The sequence below is a fragment of the Paraburkholderia sp. LEh10 genome, from assembly GCF_017814945.1.
GTDB lineage: Bacteria > Pseudomonadota > Gammaproteobacteria > Burkholderiales > Burkholderiaceae > Paraburkholderia.
This window is the reverse complement of sequence record NZ_JAGIPX010000002.1, coordinates 1-20,607: the sequence shown is the minus strand read 5'-3', so window position 1 is coordinate 20,607 and position 20,607 is coordinate 1. Positions and strand designations below refer to the sequence as shown.

The following is a 20,607-nucleotide window of genomic DNA, read 5'->3' as shown; positions in this document are numbered from 1 at the left end:
AGGTGGGTAGATCCAGGTACTCCGGCCGCGCCGCTGCGAGAGCGGATCGAGGCCGAAGAGCCTCGGCGCGAGACTGCAAAGTTGCCGAAAGGCGCCGGTAAAGGAGGCGGGAGAGCCAATGCCGGTGCCGCTCTCGCGCGGTGGTGCGAAGGCGTCGCAACGAGCGCGATGGCGCCGCGGACGGGGTACCGGGAGTCAACCATTACTGCGCAGGGACTACCCCCACTGAATCATTGATAACGTTTTTTTGCGGGCCGATGCTATTTCCATGAGTGCAGCGGCGCGAACGTCAGGCATCGCTCATCACTCAAGCTCATCCGCCCAGATCTATGGAGGTGTCGCCGGCATGAATGCTTCGAGAACGATCCCCGTACGTGTCGCACGCGTCGAACCTGTGACGCAGGACGTGCGACGTTTTACGCTCGAGAGCGTCAATGGAGTACGGCTTCCGGCGTACTCGGCGGGCAGCCATGTCGTCGTGACGATGCGCGGCAAGGAGCGCATCTGGCGCAACGCCTATTCGCTGACGACGCCTGCGGGCGCACGCGACGCGTATCAGATCATGGTGCGGCGCGTGCCCCAGTCGCGTGGGGGCTCGGCCTTCATGCACAGCGAGGTGCATGAAGGCAGCGAACTCGAAATCTCGATGCCGTCGAACTTCTTCCCGATCGCGCGCTGCGGCGCGAAGCACGTCATGATCGCGGGCGGCATCGGCGTCACGCCGTTTCTGTCGATGCTGCCCGAGCTGGCGCTGGCGCGCGCGCGTGTCGAGATGCACCTGTGCTGCCGCCCGGAAGACGAGGCCGCGTTCACGGAGTTGATCGCGAAGCGCACGACGGGCGGCATCGCCATCTACACCGATCTCGTCGACGCGAGCGAACGCTTTGGCGCGATGCTCGCTGCGCAGCCGGCAGGCACCCATCTTTATACGTGCGGTCCGGCGGGACTGATGGAAGGCGTCGCTCGCACGGCGCGCGCGCTGGGCTGGCCCGCGAGCCACTTTCACCAGGAGAGCTTCGGCGGCGGCTCGCACGGCGAGCCCTTTACCGCCGTGCTGGCGCAAAGCGGCCGCGAGATCGAGGTGCGCAGCGACGAAAGCCTGCTGGAGGCGCTGGAACGCGAAGGCGTGGACACGCCGTACATGTGCCGGGGCGGAGCGTGCGGCACCTGCGCGCTGGAGGTGCTCGAAGGGGAGCCGGATCATCGGGATTTCTGCCTCGGCGAGGCGGAGCGGGCCACGGGAGGCCAGATGCTGCCCTGTGTGTCGCGTGCGCGAGGCGAGCGTCTCGTGCTGAACATCTAAGGGGGACACCATGGCAATCGACTTCAAGACAGACGAGACCTTCCGCGACACCTACACGTTCCGCAACAGCGACGATGCGATCCTGCGCTTTCCGTTTCCATTCCCGGAAGACAGGTACATGTACTCGATCAACATCGAGCCGCATGTGAAGGAAGGCAACTCGCCCGCGTTCCTGTCGACATTCGATATCGACGAGCACTATGTCGCCGAATGCCGTGACCGCGCGCTGACGCTCGAACGCGACCCGATGCGCTGCCAGGTGCTCGACCACATGGGATGGGCGCAATGGGACACGCTCGAACTGATCATGGAAAGCCTCGCGGAGGACTACCCCGAGCATTTCGCGCTGGAACGCAGCGGCGACACGTGGAAATGGACCAACCGTCCGCTCGGGCTTGAGCAGACCTTCACGTTCGGCGACGAAAGCACGTTGCCCTGTGCTCCCCTCGAATACATCACGCGCCAGGCGCAGGGCGATTTCGTGCTGATCGACCAGCGCGACGACAACCTGTTCATGGACGGCGGAATGGTGACGACCCAGGCCGACTGGTCGCTCGACTTCGATCTCGGGATGAACTTCATCGAATGGCACGGCCCCGTGCCGCTCGCGCATCAGGCGGGCATCTTCGAGCGCGCGCTCAAGTTCCTGTTGCGCCTGCAACTGGGCGCGCCCGTGCGCCGGCTGAACTGGACGATGACGGTCAACCCGCGGCTCGATACGTCGCCTGAGAACTACCACGAGTGGGGCAAGGACAGGGCGAGCGTGACGCCGGAGAACGTCGGCGACAAGCTGCATCTGCGCGTCGAGTTGCAGACGTTGTTCCGCCTGCCTCGCAGCAACGCGATTCTCTTTTGCGTGCGCTGCTACCTGATCGGGCTCGGCGAACTGGCGCGCGTGCCGAAGTGGGGCAAGCGCCTGCATCGCGTTTTGTCGACGCTGCCCGATGAGCTTGCCGAGTACAAGGGCATCACGCGCTATCGGCAGACGGCCATCGAGTGGCTCGCGCCGCTGGACGACGGCGAGGAACTCGCGAAGGGCACGGATCCTGAAGTCGAGCGGCCAGGGGTGGAAGTCGCCTAGACGTATTCGCCGGGGTACACGTTTCACACAATCACAAAAGCTGGTGCAGTGTTTCATTCCCGCGTTCGCGCCGCTGTTGTGCAGCACGGGTACTTTCACGCGGAACGATTCCCACAATCGGTATTCCACCGGAAAAGGACACAGATATGAGTGCGGTTTCCGAAGACTACGCCGTCGAAGCAACGGACGGCACCTTACATCGAAAGATCAGCTGGACGGGCGCATTCTGGGTGGCGAGCGGCGTGCCTGCGCTCGTGCTTTTTTCAATCGGTTCGATCGCGGCAACGGTGGGCAAGCTGTCGTGGGCGGTATGGATCATCTCGATCGGCCTCGGCTTCATCCAGTCGTTCTCGTATGCGGAGATCGCGGGTCTCTTTCCGCACAAGTCGGGTGGCGCTTCCGTGTATGGCGCGATCGCCTGGGTCCGCTATTCGAAGCTGTTCGCGCCGTTGTCGGTGTGGTGCAACTGGTTCGCGTGGTCGCCCGTGCTGGCGATCGGTTCGGGACTCGCGGCCGGCTACATTCTTTCCGTGCTGTTCCCGGCGGACGCGGTCATCAATACCTGGCAGATCACGCTGGTGAATCTCGACTGGCTTCGTTCGGGCCTGAGCCTGCGAATCAACTCGACGTTCATACTCGGCGCCGTGGTGCTGCTCATTACGTTCGCGATTCAGCACCGCGGCATTCTGAACGCAGCGCGAATCCAGACGATCCTTGGCGTGGCCGCCCTGGTCCCGCTGATCCTCGTCGGGACGGTGCCGCTTTTCAGCGGCGACCTGCCGATGCACAACCTGTTTCCGCTCGTGCCGTTCGCGAAGGACAGCGCCGGGCAGATCATCGACGGCACGTGGGATCGCGCGGGCATCACGTTGATGGCGGGCGGGCTGTTCATCGCGGCCTGGTCCACTTACGGGTTCGAGACGGCTGTCTGCTATACGCGGGAGTTTCGCGATCCGAAGGTCGACACGTTCAAGGCCATTCTGTATTCGGGCCTCCTGTGCATCTTCGTGTTCACCGTGGTGCCGCTCGCGTTCCAGGGCGTGCTGGGTCTCGGCCATCTGGTGACGCCCGCCGTGAAGGACGCGGCAGGCAATATCGTCACGCCGGCGGTCTATGACGGCATGCTGTCGCCCGATATCTACAGCGGCATGGGGGTCGCGAAAGCGATGGCGCCGATGATTCACGGCGGCCTGCTGATCGAGCGCGTGCTGATCGTGATGCTGGTGCTGGCGCTCGTGCTGGCGATCATGACGTCGATGGCGGGCTCGTCGCGCACGCTGTATCAGGCATCCGTCGATGGCTGGCTGCCGAAGTACCTGTCGCATGTCAACGAGCACGGCGCGCCGACGCGGGCCATGTGGACGGACCTGTGCTTCAACCTGGTCCTGCTGCTGATGTCGGACTATGTGTTCGTGCTGGCGATGTCGAACGTCGGCTACATCATCTTCAACTTCCTGAACCTGAATTCGGCGTGGATTCACCGGATGGACCGCCCGGACTGGGCCCGGCCATTCCGCGCGCCGAGCTGGCTGCTCGCGCTCGGCACGCTGTTTTCGTTCGTCAATCTCGCGCTGCTCGGCATGGGCGCGGATATCTGGGGCTCGGGCACGCTGATCTCGGGGTTGTGCTTCGCCGCGCTGATTTTGCCCGTGTTCCTGTTCCGCCATTACGTGACCGACAAGGGCCATTTCCCGGATGCGATGAAAGAGGATATGCAGCTGGCCGGCTCACAACGGGTAACGCGCCGCGCGGGCATTCTGCCGTACGTGACGGTGGCGGCGGGTATCGTGGTCGTCGCGGTGACGCACAGCCTCGCCATCTATTGAACCTTCGCTGAACGGATGGAATAGCCATGATGTCGACCAATACAAGTCGTCCGCAATACGCGCGGCTCGCTCCCGACCCGCACGGCACGCGCCACTGGTTCGTCACGAACGGGGCGAGCGCCGAGGATCGCGTGCGCGTGAGCCTTGCGCTCGCGGGGCTCTCGCCGATGGACATATGGGAGGTGAACGACCCCGCGAGGCACGGTGCAGGTGTCACGTTCCACGAAGCGACGGAACGTCTATTCGCCGACGAAGCCGCGCTTTACGCCGCATTCGACGAGGCGCTGCGCGATACGGCGACTGCGACGATTGGCTTGCGCATCTATGTGCTCGGCAGCGAGCCGTTCATCTGGTCGGTCCGGCGCATCGCGCAGCACCACGGGCTTGCGCCGGAAGCCGTCCAGTTGCAGCACAGCGGCACGCTGCAGCGACGTGTCTACTGCATTCATTGTCACGCGTTCAATGAGCCCGTCACGCAGAACGTGGTCGCCTGCTGCGGCTGCGGCAGGCAACTCTACGTGCGCGATCATTTTTCGCGGCGTCTTGCTGCGTTCATGGGCGTACAGGCAGATGCCGAAGTCGCCGGCGAATTGCCTGCCATCTCTGAGCCGTATCTGTAGTTCTCTCCCAGTTTGAAACGAAAGACTCATCGCGCCGCTTCGGCGGCGCGATGAGTGCGCGCGCATGGACAGCCGGTCGCCGGGTGTCCCGCGATAACCATCGCCAAGGGGAAATCTGGATGAATCACATAGCTCGTCATGCTGCGTTATTGGCCTTCTGCCTTTGTGGAAACAGTTATGCGCAAAGCTCCGTCACGCTCTACGGCGTGCTCGATACCGGCTTGAACTACACCAGCAACGCCGGCGGACACCATGCGTTCGCAATGGTGAGCGGCGACACGGCGGAAACCAGTTTCGGCCTGAAGGGCACGGAAGATCTGGGCGGCGGGCTCAGCGCGATCTTCACCCTCGAAAACGGCGTCAATCTGAATACGGGGCAGCTCAACGAGGGGGGACGCCTGTTCGGCAGGCAGGCATTCGTCGGGCTGTCGTCGACACCCGCCGGCACGCTGACGCTCGGTCGACAGTACGACGCAACCATCGACATGTGGAGCCCGTTCACCGCTGCCGGAAGTTCGATCGGCGATCTGGCGGCCCATCCGTTCGACAACGACAACGCGGATTTCGATTTCCGGCTCAACAACTCGGTCAAGTACGTGTCGCCGGCCTGGTATGGATTTCAGCTGGAAGGCGTGTACGGCTTCAGCAACGCGACGAACTTTTCATCGAACCGGGCCTACAGCGCGGGGTTGACTTATAGCGTGGGTCCGTTGTCCCTTGCTGTCGCGTACCTGCATCTGAACGGCGCAGGCAACACAACAGACGGCGCTGTGACGTCCGACGCCGTATTCATTGCCCCGAAGCAGGAGAATATCGATGCCGGCGTGAAATGGACGTTCTCCGAAAACGCCAATGTGTCGCTCGCGTATTCGCACGTCAACGTGACGGCGCCCACCGCCAATGGGTATGCGCCCAACATCGGCACGCAGGCATGGACGTCGTGGAAATTCGACAACGTGGAAATCAACGGGCAGTATTTCTTCATGCCCGACCTTTCTCTGATCGGCGCCTACACGTTTACGCACGGGCGGCTCGAATCCGCAACGGGGAGCGACAGTCCGAACTGGCATCAGGTCGCGCTGATGCTGAACTACAGCCTCAGCAAGCGGACTTCCGTCTACGTTCAGGGCGCATGGCAACACACCAACGCAAACACGGGAACCGACCTGGACGGCGCGCATATTATCGGTTCGAGCGGCCTGTCGTCGTCCGGCAATCAGGTGGTGACGCGCATCGCGCTGTCGCACAAGTTCTAGGCAAGGCTCGCTAAACGCGCGTCAGCGCACGCCAGCGCCGCTGACGGCACGCGCCTTGTGCGCGGCGAGCGCCGTGGGCACGAAGCTCAATACCACGCGCGAACCGCGTTCGGCCGGCTTCACTTCGAGCCGGCCGCCGAGGCTGCGAGCCCGTTCACGCATGATCGCGAGGCCGTAGTGGTGTTCGTCGCCCTGGGTGCGGTCGATGCCGCGGCCATCGTCCTCGATCGACACCGTCATCGTGGGGCCGTCCGACATCAGTTGCACCTGGGCCGTCGTCGCGCGCGCGTGGCGGATCACGTTGGTCAGGGCTTCGCGCACGATCTGCGCGACGTGCATTTCCTCGTTGACCGAGAGGCGCATGCGCGGCACACGGTTGTCAATCGAGATTTGTACCTCGCTGCGCGAGCCGAATTCTTCGGCCAGTTCTTCGAGTGTGGAAGCAAGGCCGTGTGCATGCATCGGCGAGCGGAACGTCGTGAGCAGTTCGCGCAACTGCCGGTACGCGCTGTCGATCCCTTCGCGAATGCCGCGTGCGATTTCGGCAATATCGGTTTGCGAGAGCTCGGGCGGCAGCACGGCTTGCAGGCGGGCGAGCTGGATCTTCATATAGGACAGCGATTGCGCAAGCGAGTCGTGCAGTTCACGTGCAATGGCGTTGCGTTCCTCGAAAAGCGCCATGCGCCGGTCGCGCACGTCGCGGCTCACATTGGAGATCGCGTGGGCCAGCACGCTCGCGATGGTCTCCATCAGATACAGATGGCGCTGCTCGAAGCGCGCGTCCGGCTCGCCTTCCGCGATCAGCACGCCGTAGCTCGCGAGCGGCACGCGCACGGGGGCGGCCAGCACGGGGGCGGTCAGCACGGCCGGCGGCGCGTCGCCGCCTTCAGGCGGCGAAAACGTGTGGGTGCCGACCAGCGTCATCAGTTCGTTCGTGACGCGTGCGCGCACGATGGCGGGCACGTCGCCGCTTGGCGATACGACGGCATCGACGTCGAGCAGCTGGGCTGTCGATTCCGTCAGCACGAGTGCGATGCGGCGAGCGCGCAGCACCCCGACCAGACGTTGCAGCAGCGCTTCGAGCGTTCGGCCGGAGGGCTCTTCTTCGGCAAGCTGTGCGCAAATGTGATGGAGCAGTTCGAGCGACTGGTCGGCGAACGCAATGTAGTCTTCGACGATCCGCTTGAGCCGCGTGGACTCGTCCTGTTCGGTGCGCAGCCGCACGGCGAGCTGCGCCTGAAGTTTCAGCAGGCGATCGAGTTCATCACGGCCTTGCGGCACGGGCTGCCCCGTCTCCGCGAGTGCCTGCAATGCCGCGCGCGGCCGCGTGACGAGCGTGCGCCGCGCGCCCCACGCGAGCGACACCACGCCGAAGATCAGCAGACAAACGGTACAGGCCTGCAGCAGTCCGAGCACGGCCCTGTGCACCTGAGCCTGGTAAGCGACCTGGGCGCGCAGCTCGCCGAGCGCCGCGAGCTGCGCATCCGGCGCGCTCGCGCTAGCGGACGCGGCGCTCGCGGCCGCCAGCGACTTCACGATTTCGGGGCTTGGCGCGCCGCGTTGCCTCCAGTCGTTCAGTAGCGTATCGTTGCGAACAAGCGAGTCGGCCAGATCCCTGAGCGCACGGGCCGTGTCGGGCGAACCCGGCTCCAGGTTCGCCGCCGTGAGTCTCAATCTCGCCGCTTCGTCGAGCGAGAACAGCGTCTGCCGAAAGCCTTCATTTCCACTCGTCTGCGTGAACTCGCTCACATAGAGCAGCGCAATTAGCGCGACAATGCAGGCGAGCAGCGAACAGACCTTTGCATAAAGCGGATAGCGATGAATGGGCGCAGCCTGGTCGGTATTCATGGGCAGGTGAAATAGTGACGCGCAACTCGCGTGCTCACGGTCAGTGGTCCTGTTTTTTGAGGCGAGAACGTCATGTCGGTTTATCTGTTCGCCACGGTATTGCTGGCCGCAGTGGCTGTACTGGTGATCCCCAGGCTTGGCTACAGTCCTGACAGCAATGATCTATTGTATGTCTCGATCGGGCTGGCGGGGTGCCTTGCGGCATTTCTGCTCAGCATGGCGTATGGCGCGCGCCGCACCGCGCCGCGCGCCGTACGGGCCGCCGAGTCCCCCGAACTGGGCGCCTTTGCCGCGAACCTGTCCACGCCTGCCGTGCTGCTCGACAACGACGCGCTCGTGTTCGTCAATAGCGCGTTCCTCAAGCATGCGCGCTGGGAGTCCTATGCCGATGAAATCGTCGGGATGCCGTTCAGCAACCTCGTGCATCCGCAGTCGCTGCTCGATCTGACGGCTTTGCTGACCCAGTCGCGCGATGGCGACGAGCGCACTTCGGGCTCGCTGCGGATCGCCTACGGCGACGGCAGTTTTCGCCTGCATCCCGTCACCGCGCTGCGCGCGCGCGGCTCACGCATGACCCTGCTGCAGTTCCCCGCGCCTTATACGAGCGTGGACACGCAGCGCAGCGAGTTGCACCTGCTGAACCATTGCAAGGATGCCGTTCTGCAGTTGCCTCAGGCGTTGTTCCGCGTCGACCGCGAGTTACGTCTGATCTTTTCGAATCCTGCGTGGCGCAGCCTCGTGCGCGCCGTCGGCAGCGACGCGGAGCCCAAGCCGTTCTCGTCGTTCTTTCATCCCGAAGACGCCGAGACGTTGAATGCGCGCGTCAAGGCGCTGCTCGACGGCCATGTGAACGAACTGGTGACGGAGGTGCGGCTGATCCGCGCCGACAATACGACGGCTCACGTCGAACTGCGCTGCCATGCCGTGACCGACGACGAAGGGACGCTGGTCGGCGCCGTCGGCCTCGTGACGGACATTTCGAATCGCCGCCGCAACGAAGAAGCGCTGCGCGCGAGCCGGCGCAGCCTGCGCACGCTGCTGTCCAACTTGCGGGCGATGATCTATCGCGGGCAGAACAATCGCGACTGGTCGATGGAGTTCGTCAGCGAAGGCTGCTTCGATCTGACGGGCTACGAGGCGTTCGAACTGATCGACGAGAGCCGGATGACATTCCGCTCGCTGATTCACCCGGACGACCGCGAATTTGTCTGGAACGAGGTGCAGGCGCGCGTCGTGGCCCGCGAGCCTTATGAGCTCACTTACCGGATCGTGGACCGCTCCGGCCAGACCAAGTGGGTCTGGGATCAGGGTTGCGGCGTCTACTCGGCACGCGACGAGCTGATGGGACTCGAAGGGTTCATCGTCGAGGTGGCGCGCAGGCAGATGGTCGAGGAAAGCGCCCGCCGGCGCTTGACGTTCGAGCATTCGACGGGACTCACGAGCGTGTCGATGTTCGTCGACCGGGTCGAGTTTTCCGCCGCTGTCTCGGCGCGCGTCGCGCTGCCGTGCGCGATCTTCGCGATCAACGTCGGCGAACTCGAACATGTGGCGGCGCGCTTCGGCCAGGACTACGCGGATCGGGTGATGATCGACATCGGGAGGCGTCTCGAAGTGACGCAGGGGCAGCTCAATTGCGCGGCATTGCTGGACCCTCACGTGTTCGTAGTGCTCGTCGTCGATTTCAGCGCGGACGCGCTCGCGTGGTGCCGTGACGCGCAACAGCTGGCGCAGCGCGCCGCGGCGAACCCGGACGCAGTGCTCGATGAACTGCGGGATGACTTGCTCAACCTGCTTGAAGCGCCCGTGCGCGTGGAAGGGCATGAGTTCAAGGTGCCGACGCGCATTGGCTGCGCGTCGATTGGGCACGGCAAGACCGACCCGAAGAAGGTACTCGATCATGTGCTGGCCGCTGCGGGTTGGGACGCCGGTGGCGAAGCCGGCGAGCAATGAGCGCTGTTTCAGGGATTGTTCACGCAGTCCCGATTGTCCAGCAGTGCAAGCACCCGTTCGAGTGAGCGGTCCGGCCGGCCCGCTGCTTCAAGGCGGGCGAATTCGAGCAACGCGCGTTCATGGCGCGCCAGTTCGGCCAGTATCGCTGCGTCCTCTTCCGTACTGGTGCGCTCCATCTCATCGTATAGCGTGACGAACCGGGCGATCTCCTCGATGAACCACGAGATGAACGCGGGCCACGATTGTCCCGCGTGTTCCCTCGCGAGCCGGATTCCTTTTTCACGCTGAGCTGCTTCGTCGATTCCCGTGATGCCAAGGCGCGTTACCAGCGGCATCATGCGCATGCGCGTCTGGTATTCGAGTTGCGCCATGGCGGCGAGCTTGCGGCGCCGGTCGGGCGCCATCGCGTCGGCCGCCATCGCGGCGAACCAGGCTTCCCCAAAGAGCTCGCCTTCGTAAGCCGCCTTGATCCTCGCGATATAGTCGGTTCTGTTCACTCGGGGCTCCTGAAGCGAGATGAAGCGAAATGAAGCGCCTGATGCATCCGTTACGCCGGAAACACCGCGTAGTGATGGGACAGCCAGATCACGAACACGGCAGCGGCCAGCGTCAGATACGGAAGCCAGCCGGCGCGTCGTTTCGGCGCGGCGTCGTCGGGGCGCAGTTCCATGTCGTCCAGCATCGCGTCGGGGAAGCGGCCTTTGTCCTGGACATAATGCCGAAATAGGAACACGGGGATGATGAGCGCGATCGCCACGAGACCATTGCGCAACGTTCCCGGTCCCCAGATGTCAGCGCCTGCGCCGATGCACACCAGATCGACGAATCCGCACAGCGCGCCGAGTGCCAGCAGCCAGTTCGGACATTTGAACGGACGCGTCCAGTTTGGACGGTCGATGCGGTGAATCCAGCCCGCCTGAAGGTTCAGGAATACAAACCCGAAATAGCAGACGTTGGACATCGCGAGCACGGCGACGTTGTCCGACATCATCAGCAGAATCAGGTTGAAGCACAGGTCGGTCCACATCGCGCGGGTCGGTGCGCCGTGCTCGTTCACATGCGAAAGATAGCGCGGCAGCCAGCCGTCGACGGATGCCTGGTACAGCGTTCTGGACGAGCCCATCATCGACGTCATCACGGACAGCAGCAACGTGAAGACGAGCATCACGACGATCAGATAGAAGATCGCCACGCCGCCGCCGATGATTCTCGCCATCGCGGCCGCGACACCCGTGCCGTCGTAAATGTCGGGCGCAAGCAGGCCCTTGAGTCCCATCGCGCCCTGGAACGACAGTGGCACGAGGATATACACCGCGAGGCACAGCAGCCCGGAGTAGAAGATCGCCTTGAACGTATCCGTTTTCGGATTCTTGAATTCACGCGTGTAGCAGACGGCCGTTTCGAAACCGTAAGTCGACCAGCCCGCGACGAAGAGTCCGCCGATCATCAGCGTCAGGCCCGCTGCATTCCATGTTCCCGGAACGACATTGCCCTTGGCGTCGTGCGCAAGGGGAACGAGGGGAAACCAGTTGCTCATGTGAACGCTGCCCGTGATCAACGGTTCGAGACCGAACACGGTCAATGGGATCAATGCCATGATGCCCATGTACTTCTGCAGCCTGGCGGCGCGTTCCGCGCCGTGGTGTTGCACGAAGAACGTCAACAGCAGGAGGGCCGCGCCGAGAATGAAAGTCGAGTTGATGCGCAGGCTCAAGCCGTCCTTGATGAAGTCGAGCTTCAGAAGCGTGAAGGACCACGTGTTGATTGCGGCGTCGGCGGGAAAGAGCGTGGAGAGAATATAGCTTGCGCCAAGGCCCGTGCCGAGCGCCAGCACGGGCGACCACGCAAACCAGTTGCACCATACGGAGACGGGCGCCAGAAACTTCGAATACCGGACCCATGCAATTGCGCCATAAATTGACGCGCCACCGGATTTGTGAGGAAAGAGCCCGGAAATCTCCGCATACGTGAAGCATTGGATAAAGCCGATGGCAATGGACGCAATCCAGACTATCCATGCGGGCTGGCCGACCGTTGCGGCAATCGCGCCCAGCGTAAACAGAACGAACGCCGGCGAGCCGCTCGCCACCCAGAAAGCGTCCTTCCATGTCAGCGAACGCTTGAGGGTTGACCGCACGCCGTCGTCGGCCAGTCCCTCGAGGCGGTGGACTTCTTCTATTGCACTCAATTTACGTCTCCTTGATCACACGACGGACAATGCGTCGCCGCGGTGATCTGTCGTCTTTGAAAAACACATCTATGAAGTCATGGTGCGATGCGCGACTGCGGGCCCGCAATACCTCGCGGGAGGTAAGATCTATCGGCGCGTCGCGCCGCAGCGACGCCGATGGCAGCGCGCATCGGTTGCCGCTTGACTATCCCACTGCCGTGCGCTTTTTCTTTTCCGGGTCGTCGAATGGCAGTGCTGCAGCCGTCGCGTGCGCTTCGAGACTGCCTTTGACCTGGAGCGCGACGCCTTCGCGGGCTTGTTCGACATTCAGGCGCGCAATCGCGAGTGAACGGCCCGTCAGCCGCGAATACATTGCGCAGGTGATTACGCCGGCCTGTTCTCCGTTGTGCCATAGCGTGTCGCCGGCAGCGGCGGCTTTGGACGTCTGGATGTCGACGCCGTAGATCTTGAAGCGCTCCTTGCCGGCAAGCCGGAAGTGCTCGCGCGCGCCACAGAATTCGGTCTTGCCCGGCGACACCGTGAAGTCGAGGCCCAGTTCCCACAATGTATCGCCCGCCTTTTCGTCCGCGAACGGGTACATTTCAGAGTTGTCGTACGGGAAGAAGAGCAGGTAGCTCTCGACGCGTAGCCAGTCCAGCGCAAGGAACGCGCATGGAACGATGCCGAATCCCGCGCCTTTGGACAGTATCGTGTCCCAGATGAATGGGGCATCGGCGGCCTTGCAGAAGATCTCATAGCCGCGCTCGCCCGTATAGCCCGTCCGCGAAATCATCACGGGCCGGCCAAAAAGACGCGTTTGCACGTGATGAAAGTAGGGCAGCTCCCTGATGCCGGGCACATGCTCGGCGAGGAAGTCCACCGCGCGCGGCCCTTGCAACGACAGGTCATGCAAGTCGTCGTCGAACAGCACGGCGACCTGACGACCCTGCGCGGAACGCACGAGGCGTTCATAGCCCGTGCCTGCGCCATGCACGACCATGAACGCATTAGGACCCGTGCGATACACGATGCAGTCGTCGATGAACTTGCCTGCTTCGTCGAGGATGCCCGCGTAGACCGATTTGCCAGGGTACAGCTTGCCGATGTCGCGCGTCGTCGCCCAGTCGAGCAGGCTTTCGGCATGAGGGCCCACGTAATGGACCTTCTTCAGCCCTGATACGTCCATCAGTCCCGCTTTCGTGCGGATCGCCTCGTGGTGATCGGCGAGGTCCGCCGAGTAGGTCCAGGGGGTCCCCATGCCGTTCCAGTCTTCGAGACGGGAACCCAAGGCACGGTGGCGGTCGGCCAGTGCCGAGATGCGCCAGGAATTTGCCATAGAACACTCCGTATTGTCGATGAGTCGATTCGTGTGCGGTGTTGTCTCCACAGCCGACATCGTTTCCTATCATCGACAAATGCTCAATCCGTTAGTCGGGGTACGACTAATGAGGTAGGCAAGAGAGGGAAATGGGAGTGTGGGTTGAAGCAGGCGATGACGCGGACGGGGAGCGTGGCCTATGCTGATCGCGTCGCGCGTCCCGGGTGCCGTACTGCGGGCCGGATTGATCGGGTGGGCGAACGCCCTATGAGCGGCAAGCGCCCGGCGCCCGCGTGCGTGTTCACGAAAACACCGCCGTCAAGCAACGGTCCGGGTCCGAAACATCTCCCACCGATACCTGGCGATCAAATACGCGTCCATCACCGCGATCGCGTAGACGAAGATGCCTCCAGCATGCCGCCCGACAAACGACCGCTCGGGGGCGGCAAGCTGCATGGTGACGAATCCAAGCGACAGCATGAAAAACAGCATGATCAATGCGCGCGTCGGCATCCGGTTGAGCAGTTGCCCGGCACCCGGCAACAGCACGGCCGCCACCAGTACGATATACGGATGCACCGCCCGTGCCGCCTTAAGCTTGCCCATGAGCATTCCCCTTCATCACGTCGGCACATACCTGCACAGCCTGATCGAGTAGCGAGCCGACGAGCGTCGCTGGCAACTGGACGTTGCGAAATACAGCCCGACGCAGCACGAGATACTCGCCGCGCTCCGCACCCTGCGCCTGATAGACGATCCTCACCCCATGACGGGTAACAAGCATCTCCTTTGCACGCGGATCGGCAAAGAAGCGCTTCACGTGCGGATCGAGCACGGCAAGCGGCAGATCCGCAGCGGGCCGGTCGGCCTTGATCGTCATCTGGCGCGGCCATTCGTGCGGCGTCGCGAGCCGCATCGGCAAGCCGTCCGCAGGTGAATAGAACTCCGTGTTGTGGGCACGCGCGAGCATATCGACGGCGCCCGTCATCGGTAATTTCCGTTTCACCGTGACGAGCAGCCAGAGCGATGGCACCTTGCGAAAGGCTACGTCGTCGACGAGCGGCGCAATGCGCACTTCATGGCCGCCGTAGGTTCCCGCCAGAACAGGCCAGTCGACTGCGTCCTGTGCCATGTGATAGCGCTCGAAGAGCGCGAGACACGCATCGAACAGTTTGCCTCGCTCCGCTCTCAGCGCGCTGCGATCGCGCCGGTGCATCAGAGCGAGCGCGGCGAGAAAGAGGAGGGCGAGCACGACGCCTGTCGATTGCATGTCGATGCCCCTTCCGATCAATAGCGTTTCGGGCGTGGCCAATCCATCGTGAATTGATCGCCGCGCTTCACATACTTGTAGCGATGCAACGCGAACCAGATCGACGCCATGATGTAGAACGCCATGATCGACAGCAGCGAAGTGCCGTAGCCGAGATAGGTCGCGAAGTAAGTGGCGATGCACAGCACTGCGAGGACGATCGCGGGTATCGGATGGAACGGATGGATATAGCCGCGATTAATGCTCCCAAGCGGCCATTGCCTGCGGAACTTGACGATATTGATCGACATGAACGTATAACCGAGGAGGCCGGAGAGAATCGAGAACGTGATCACCTGGTCGAGCAGCCCCGTGAACGCGAACGAAATCGCAATCGGCACGAGAAACATGATCGCGCGATAGGGCGTGCGGTAGCGTGGATGCACGGCGCCGAACCACTCGGGCATATAGCGGTCGCGGGACATCGAGAACCATGCGCGTGAAGCATCGTTGATGCAGCCATTGGCTGACGCGACCGCCGAGAACAAGGTGCCGACGAAGAGCAGTGTCTGCAGGCCCTTGCTGCCGGATAGCCGCGCGGCGTCGTAGAGCGGCGTCACCGCCTGGCCCAGGTATTCCCACGGCATCAGGCCCGTGGCGACATACCAGGTCATGGCCGCCGCGATGAGCAGCGTGATCATCCCGCACATCGTTCCGAGCGGAATCGAGCGGCCCGCCGAGCGAACTTCTTCCGCAGCCTGGCATGTGCCTTCGATTCCGAGGTAATACCACATGCCGAATTGCAAGGCCGCGACGACACCCAGCCATCCGTACGGCAGTTGCGTGAGCAGCTCTTGATGAATAAGCGTCTGCCCCGGATGCCACGGGGCGACACCCAGGAACAGCACGACGATCGCAACGAATGCGACAGCCGTGATCACGAAATTGACCGTGAGCGTCACGAACACGCCGCGATAGTTGAGCAACGCGAGAAACGCAATCGTGACAAGCGTGAACGGACGCGAGTCGAAGTTCGCGTAGCCCGAGTCGGCGGCCACGGCCTTGATGAGGTCGCCAACCACGAGGGCATCCGCGGCTTCGAGCATCGTATACGCCATCACCAGGTAGAGCCCCACGTTGAACGCCATCAATGGCCCGATGATGTGCTTTGCCTGTGTGTACTGCCCGCCTGCGGCCGCCACGGTCGACGTCACCTCCGAGTCGATCATCGCGACACACGTATACAGCAGGCCGATGATCCAGCATGCGATCAGCGATCCATATGCACCGCCTTTCGCGACGGAGAAATTCCATCCCATGAACTCTCCGACGAGCACAATGCCGACACCGAGCGCCCACACGTGAATCGGTCCCAAGACTTTCAGCAACGCGATGCGCTCGCCTGGCTGTGCTACTCCTGCTGCGTCACTCATGAGTTGCTCCTTTGCGGCATGATGCCTGTCGTCCGTCTATTCGTTGCCTTCCGTGGAACTCATCAGGAAGTCGTCGTCGTAGTCACGATGGACCTTGATCGCGTCGATGAGAATCCACGCGAAGATGAGAATCGACAGGCCCCACGCGGCGTTGCTCAACCATTGCCAGAAGTTCATGACGTTTCCCCAAATTTTTCCGCGATGACCTGCCGGTATTGCCTTTCCGACACGCGCAACACGAACACGAAATAACCGGCTATCACGAGTGCCGTCACGATGAGCGAGACAGGTTCGATCTGATAGTCGAAGCGGGTTGTGATGATCGGCCTCGCCTGTTGTGCGTCATAGCCGAGCTTTTGCCATTGCGCTTGCATGGCCGGGTTTTGTCCAAGCTCCCGCCAGGACATCTGCGTTTTCGCGTTCTGGCTTTCGGGCGGCTTGTCGGGCGCCTTGAGCAGCAATGGCGCAAGCAGGCTGCAGTAGACGAGTACGAGAAGAAAGATGCTATCGACCAGCTGGCCGAAGCCTTTCTGAATGGGCGGGACGTAGTCGGCTGCCATGATGGGTCTCCTCACGGGTCTGCACTTCGGTTTGCGCGCATACGGGCAATGCGGGTACAGCCCGGTTGCCCGCGTGGCAACACGAGCACACATCGGCACGCGCGAAAACAGGATTCAGAGGCTCACTCGACGGCGGGATTGAGCGTCTCTTCGTCGCGTCTCGCCAGTTCTGCCTTGCGGGCACGGTTCTCGTCGAGGTGACGGATGTCGAGCCCATAGATGTGATCCTTGTCTTCCTTGTAGTGGCGAATCATGGCAAGAATCGACGCGGAATTGAAAACGAGCACGCCACCTGCACCGATGGTGAGGGCGATGCGTACGGATGAATCGGTTGTCTGGGAAGTAACGGCGAAGTAGACGTAGGCCAGCGTGACCCACAGCAGTAAAAGAGCGACTTGCGCCATGCGCCGGTCGCGGGAGAACATTTGATCGATGCGTTTGCGAATTCCTCGTTCCATCTCGGCTACTCCCTGGTCATGCCGGCCACGCCGGCGGTTGTCAATGATGCGGCCGTTCTATGAATTCCCAGCGATCAACAAAGTTTCCTGACAATATTTGTAGCTGGGCGCGGGCTTGTCAATACGATTTGAGGGGGTAGACGGCCGGAAGTCCGCCGTGTGGGGCCGTATGCGGGTAAGCGAGTACATCGGGAGGGCTGGGGATGCCGCGCGGCTTGGCGGATGGAGTGGGGCTTGCCATTCGCGCGGAAACGGCCAGACAGGCGATGGCCACCATGGAAAGATTCCTCTTCTTCGTCACCCCGTTCCTGGTGGCGCCTCTCCCTCGACCTGACAGAACGGCGTGCAGGCGTGGCCGATGAAAGTTGATTGCAAGAAAAATTTCTTCGAGTGCAGCGGAATAACCCGCGACGAATAGTGTTAGTGGTGGTGTCGCAATGCCAGGTCGACGGTCATCACACGCGCTTTCCCGTCATCGATCCTGCTTGCGTCGCGTGCCAGTAGCCGGGCTTCGCGTGAGCGGAAAATCCGGCGCTGGAATGGACATCATCAGACCTGGAGCGGTTTTGACTCACAATACGGTTCAACCGGGATGGGTGCGCATTACGCACTGGATCAATGCTTTGGCCGTCATCCTGATGGTCATGAGCGGCTGGCAAATATACGATGCATCGCCCATCTTTCCCGTGATTCAGTTTCCCCCTTCGACGACACTTGGCGGCTGGCTCGGCGGCGCGCTGCAATGGCACTTCGCGGTGATGTGGCTGCTGGTCGCGAATTTCATCGTCTACGTCGCGCTGAATCTCGCGTCCGGGCGCTTTCGGCGCAAGCTGCTGCCCGTCACGCTGAAGCAACTGGCCGCCGATGCCATCGCGGCACTGCGAGGACGCCTGAAACACGACGACCTCGCGCACTACAACGCGATCCAGAAGCTCGCCTATCTGGTGGTGATCGCCGACATCGTGCTGATTGTCCTGTCCGGGCTCGCCGTATGGAAGTCGGTTCAGTTCCCGCTGCTGCGCACGCTGATGGGCGGCTATGACAACGCGCGCGTGGTGCACTTCGCATGCATGAGCGTGCTGGTGGCGTTCTTCGTCGCGCACGTCGCGATGGTCGCGCTCGTGCCGCGCTCGCTGCTGCTGATGCTGCGTGGACGGTGAATCATGACGATCCGGAAACGAACCCCGCAGCCAGGCAGCTTTCTCGCGACGCACGGCGAATCGATCATCCGTGACGCGCAGCGCGAACTCAAATCGCCCGCGCGCCGCCTGTTCGGTCAGCGGCTGCTGACGCTCGGCGGCATCGCGCTCTTGTCCGGCTGCGATCTGACCAGCGACAAGGCCGTGAACACCGCGTTGCGCCGCATCTCGTTCTTCAACGACGACGTGCAGGCGCTGCTGTTCGATCCGAACAAGCTGGCGCCGACTTATCCGGAGTCGATGATCACCCGGCCTTTCCCGTTCAACGCGTTCTACGATATCGATGATGTGCCGGAGGTCGATGCGGCCACGTACCGTTTGCAGGTGAGCGGCCTCGCGCACGCAAAGCGGACATGGACGCTCGAAGAACTGCGCGCGTTGACGCAGGAAAGCCAGATCACGCGCCACATCTGCATCGAGGGATGGAGCGCGATCGGCCACTGGGGCGGCGTGCGCTTCTCCGACTTTCTGCGCCGCGCAGGTGCGGACACCACTGCGAAGTACGTGTCCTTGCGTTGCGCCGACAACTATTGGACCAGCATCGACATGCCGACCGCGCTGCATGCGCAGACGCTGCTCACGCTGACGTACGACGGCGACGTGCTGCCGCCGAAGTACGGCTTCCCGATGAAGCTGCGCATGCCGACCAAGCTCGGCTATAAGAATCCGAAGCATATCGTCGCCATCGAAATCACCAACCAGTATCCGGGCGGGTATTGGGAGAACCAGGGCTACAACTGGTTCGGCGGCTCGTGACGCGATGACATTTTTCAGTCCCTCCACACTCAAACCAACCAGTTGGGAGCTTTTATGTCTTTCCGCATCAAACTCGGCGCAACCATTCTGACTGCGGCGCTCGCCGGCTCCGCTTTTGCGCAGGCGCCTGCCACGAAGCCCACGCGCATCCGGGGCGAAGTCGTTTCGCTCGACGGCGACACGCTCAAGGTCCATCGCCGCAGCGGCGACACGGTGTCGATCGAATTGAAGCCGGCTGTGGCCGTGTCGGCCGTCAAGCAGATGCAGCTATCGGATATCAAGCCAGGCTCGTTCATCGGCACGGCCGCGACGGCGGGCACGGACGGCAAGCTGACGGCGACGGAAGTGGTCGTGTTCCCCGAGTCCGCGCGCGGCACGGGCGAAGGGCATTATGCGTGGGACCTGGGGCCGAACAGCTCGATGACCAATGCGAACGTCGATACCGTCGTGCAGAGCACGAGTGGCCGCGATCTGAAGCTGTCGTACAAGGGTGGCAGTAATGTGGTGACAGTGCCGCCCAACGTGCCCGTCGTCACGTTCACGCCAGCTTCGCATAGCGATCTCGCGCCGGGCAAGAAGGTGTTCGTCGTCGCGACGCCCGCGGCCCAGGGCGCTTACGTTGCGCAACGCGTCGTGGTCGAGAAGGATGGTGTCGTGCCGCCGATGTAAATGAAAGAGGCGCACGCGACGTTGCCTCGCGCGGCGGTGGCGTCGCGCCCTTCGGATGTTTGCGTGGCGTCGTCACACCATCGACGCCCGCATGCGCGCGCCGCTTTCCACTTTGCCTTCAATCGGGCTCGACTTCCAGTTCCTGGCCCCTTTGCGCGTGATGCCTGATCCTCAAGGGGTGCCCAGGCGTGATTCGGCTATTCGCTTCAGATCGTGCGGTGTCGAAGCAGATTCAGCCAACTGCTTAAGCAAGTCGGTGGCTCTCTTTTCGTCTTTCGGCCCGCCATCGCCAAGCGTCAAACTCGTTGCCAGGTTAAGTATCGATCGGGGCAGTCCGCGCGAGGCCAAAGCCTCAAGGAGGCGACGCGCCACTTCCGGTTCCCGGTTTCGGTTGCCGCTTAGCAGCTCATCAGCAATCGATTCCACAAACCTCAGCGAGTTTTCGTTTTCTGTTCGGTGTATGCCAGTGATGAGCACTTGTTCGAAGTGCCCAACGGGATGATGCAGGGCGTGAGCCAACGTGCTAAGCGCCTCTTGAAAACTCAGGTCTTCCTTTGAGCCGGCAAACGGTGTTTCTGCCGGGGCCCCGCCCTCGTCTTGCGCGTACGCGGCCGATGGCCGCCACCACCGAACAAAGTCGTCCGCCGATTCACCATGAAGATCGACCGACGCTGCAATCAATTGCGAAGCCTGATAGACCCGTCTCTGCGTCACTGTCGCGCTGTCACAAGCCTCGTCGAGCGCGGAACCTGCTTGGCTGCCCAACTCGCTGAGGAGGTGGGTCCAGTCTCTATAGCCCAGGACTTCGGAAGTCACCTGTCGCGCTTGCGATTCCTTTAGGGAAAGTGTTCAAAACTCGCCCATGCCATGCTGTTCAACCCGAAGCCTGCCAGGCACAATAAGCGCATGAA

Annotated in this window: 20 protein-coding genes; 9 read left to right on the top strand and 11 right to left on the bottom strand. The window is 62.4% G+C overall.

Going from position 1 to position 20,607, the window contains the following annotated elements; all coding sequences use genetic code 11:
* Positions 1–346: 346 nt before the first annotated feature.
* The 5 genes from J8I87_RS01765 (at position 347) to J8I87_RS01745 (ending at position 6,086) form a co-directional block, all read left to right on the top strand.
* Entirely contained in the window at positions 347–1,303 is a 957-nt protein-coding gene (locus tag J8I87_RS01765) for a PDR/VanB family oxidoreductase (protein ID WP_209929733.1), read from the top strand.
* Positions 1,304–1,313: 10 nt separating this feature from the next.
* Positions 1,314–2,384, top strand: a complete 1,071-nt coding sequence (locus J8I87_RS01760; protein WP_209929732.1) for a DUF3445 domain-containing protein — start codon at positions 1,314–1,316, stop codon at positions 2,382–2,384.
* Between the two features lie 146 nt (positions 2,385–2,530).
* Entirely contained in the window at positions 2,531–4,210 is a 1,680-nt protein-coding gene (locus J8I87_RS01755) for an APC family permease (protein ID WP_209929731.1), read from the top strand.
* Between the two features lie 26 nt (positions 4,211–4,236).
* Positions 4,237–4,830, top strand: coding sequence for a dimethylamine monooxygenase subunit DmmA family protein (locus J8I87_RS01750; protein ID WP_209929730.1), 594 nt, complete (start codon positions 4,237–4,239; stop codon positions 4,828–4,830).
* 119 nt (positions 4,831–4,949) lie between these two features.
* Positions 4,950–6,086, top strand: coding sequence for a porin (locus J8I87_RS01745; protein ID WP_209929729.1), 1,137 nt, complete (start codon positions 4,950–4,952; stop codon positions 6,084–6,086).
* Positions 6,087–6,107: 21 nt separating this feature from the next.
* Here the strand turns inward: J8I87_RS01745 and J8I87_RS01740 are convergent, their stop codons facing one another.
* Positions 6,108–7,934: a histidine kinase gene (locus J8I87_RS01740; RefSeq protein ID WP_209929728.1), complete on the bottom strand. Its 1,827-nt coding sequence runs from the start codon at positions 7,932–7,934 to the stop codon at positions 6,108–6,110.
* 72 nt (positions 7,935–8,006) lie between these two features.
* On the opposite strand from J8I87_RS01740, the gene J8I87_RS01735 reads away from it, so the two are divergent.
* Entirely contained in the window at positions 8,007–9,884 is a 1,878-nt protein-coding gene (locus tag J8I87_RS01735) for a PAS domain-containing protein (RefSeq protein WP_209929727.1), read from the top strand.
* Between the two features lie 8 nt (positions 9,885–9,892).
* Here the strand turns inward: J8I87_RS01735 and J8I87_RS01730 are convergent, their stop codons facing one another.
* The 9 genes from J8I87_RS01730 to J8I87_RS01690 form a co-directional block, all read right to left on the bottom strand.
* Positions 9,893–10,381 carry a hypothetical protein gene (locus J8I87_RS01730; protein WP_209929726.1) on the bottom strand — a complete coding sequence of 163 codons (489 nt, stop codon included), beginning with the start codon at positions 10,379–10,381 and terminating at the stop codon, positions 9,893–9,895.
* 50 nt (positions 10,382–10,431) lie between these two features.
* Positions 10,432–12,072, bottom strand: coding sequence for an APC family permease (locus J8I87_RS01725; protein WP_209929725.1), 1,641 nt, complete (start codon positions 12,070–12,072; stop codon positions 10,432–10,434).
* Between the two features lie 187 nt (positions 12,073–12,259).
* Positions 12,260–13,390 (bottom strand): aminomethyltransferase family protein, encoded by a 1,131-nt coding sequence (locus J8I87_RS01720; protein ID WP_209929724.1) that lies wholly within the window; start codon positions 13,388–13,390, stop codon positions 12,260–12,262.
* Between the two features lie 300 nt (positions 13,391–13,690).
* Positions 13,691–13,978 (bottom strand): hypothetical protein, encoded by a 288-nt coding sequence (locus tag J8I87_RS01715; protein WP_209929723.1) that lies wholly within the window; start codon positions 13,976–13,978, stop codon positions 13,691–13,693.
* Positions 13,965–14,642 (bottom strand): hypothetical protein, encoded by a 678-nt coding sequence (locus tag J8I87_RS01710; protein ID WP_209929722.1) that lies wholly within the window; start codon positions 14,640–14,642, stop codon positions 13,965–13,967. Before J8I87_RS01710 ends, J8I87_RS01715 begins: the two co-directional genes overlap by 14 nt.
* Before the next feature lie 17 nt (positions 14,643–14,659).
* A complete protein-coding gene (locus tag J8I87_RS01705) occupies positions 14,660–16,054 on the bottom strand; it encodes an APC family permease (RefSeq protein ID WP_209929721.1) in 1,395 nt (464 codons plus the stop codon).
* A gap of 36 nt (positions 16,055–16,090) precedes the next feature.
* The gene (locus J8I87_RS01700; protein ID WP_209929720.1) at positions 16,091–16,231 is read right to left on the bottom strand and encodes a hypothetical protein; all 141 of its coding nucleotides are present in this window, start codon (positions 16,229–16,231) and stop codon (positions 16,091–16,093) included.
* On the bottom strand, positions 16,228–16,614 hold the full coding sequence (locus tag J8I87_RS01695) for a hypothetical protein (protein ID WP_209929719.1): 387 nt from the start codon (positions 16,612–16,614) through the stop codon (positions 16,228–16,230). The genes J8I87_RS01700 and J8I87_RS01695 overlap by 4 nt, the downstream gene beginning before the upstream one ends.
* A 122-nt stretch (positions 16,615–16,736) precedes the next feature.
* Positions 16,737–17,072 carry a hypothetical protein gene (locus J8I87_RS01690; protein ID WP_209929718.1) on the bottom strand — a complete coding sequence of 112 codons (336 nt, stop codon included), beginning with the start codon at positions 17,070–17,072 and terminating at the stop codon, positions 16,737–16,739.
* A gap of 539 nt (positions 17,073–17,611) precedes the next feature.
* Between J8I87_RS01690 and J8I87_RS01685 the strand changes: the two genes are divergently transcribed.
* From J8I87_RS01685 to J8I87_RS01675, 3 genes are read left to right on the top strand one after another with little or no spacing between them, the layout of a single operon-like run.
* On the top strand, positions 17,612–18,232 hold the full coding sequence (locus J8I87_RS01685; RefSeq protein WP_209929717.1) for a cytochrome b/b6 domain-containing protein: 621 nt from the start codon (positions 17,612–17,614) through the stop codon (positions 18,230–18,232).
* A 3-nt stretch (positions 18,233–18,235) separates the two neighbouring features.
* Complete coding sequence (locus J8I87_RS01680; protein WP_209929716.1) at positions 18,236–19,027, top strand: molybdopterin-dependent oxidoreductase; 792 nt, start codon at positions 18,236–18,238, stop codon at positions 19,025–19,027.
* Positions 19,028–19,081: 54 nt separating this feature from the next.
* Complete coding sequence (locus J8I87_RS01675) at positions 19,082–19,696, top strand: hypothetical protein (RefSeq protein ID WP_209929715.1); 615 nt, start codon at positions 19,082–19,084, stop codon at positions 19,694–19,696.
* A gap of 171 nt (positions 19,697–19,867) precedes the next feature.
* Here J8I87_RS01675 and J8I87_RS01670 read toward each other — a convergent pair whose 3' ends face one another.
* A complete protein-coding gene (locus J8I87_RS01670; RefSeq protein ID WP_245253637.1) occupies positions 19,868–20,512 on the bottom strand; it encodes a hypothetical protein in 645 nt (214 codons plus the stop codon).
* Between the last annotated feature and the right edge of the window lie 95 nt (positions 20,513–20,607).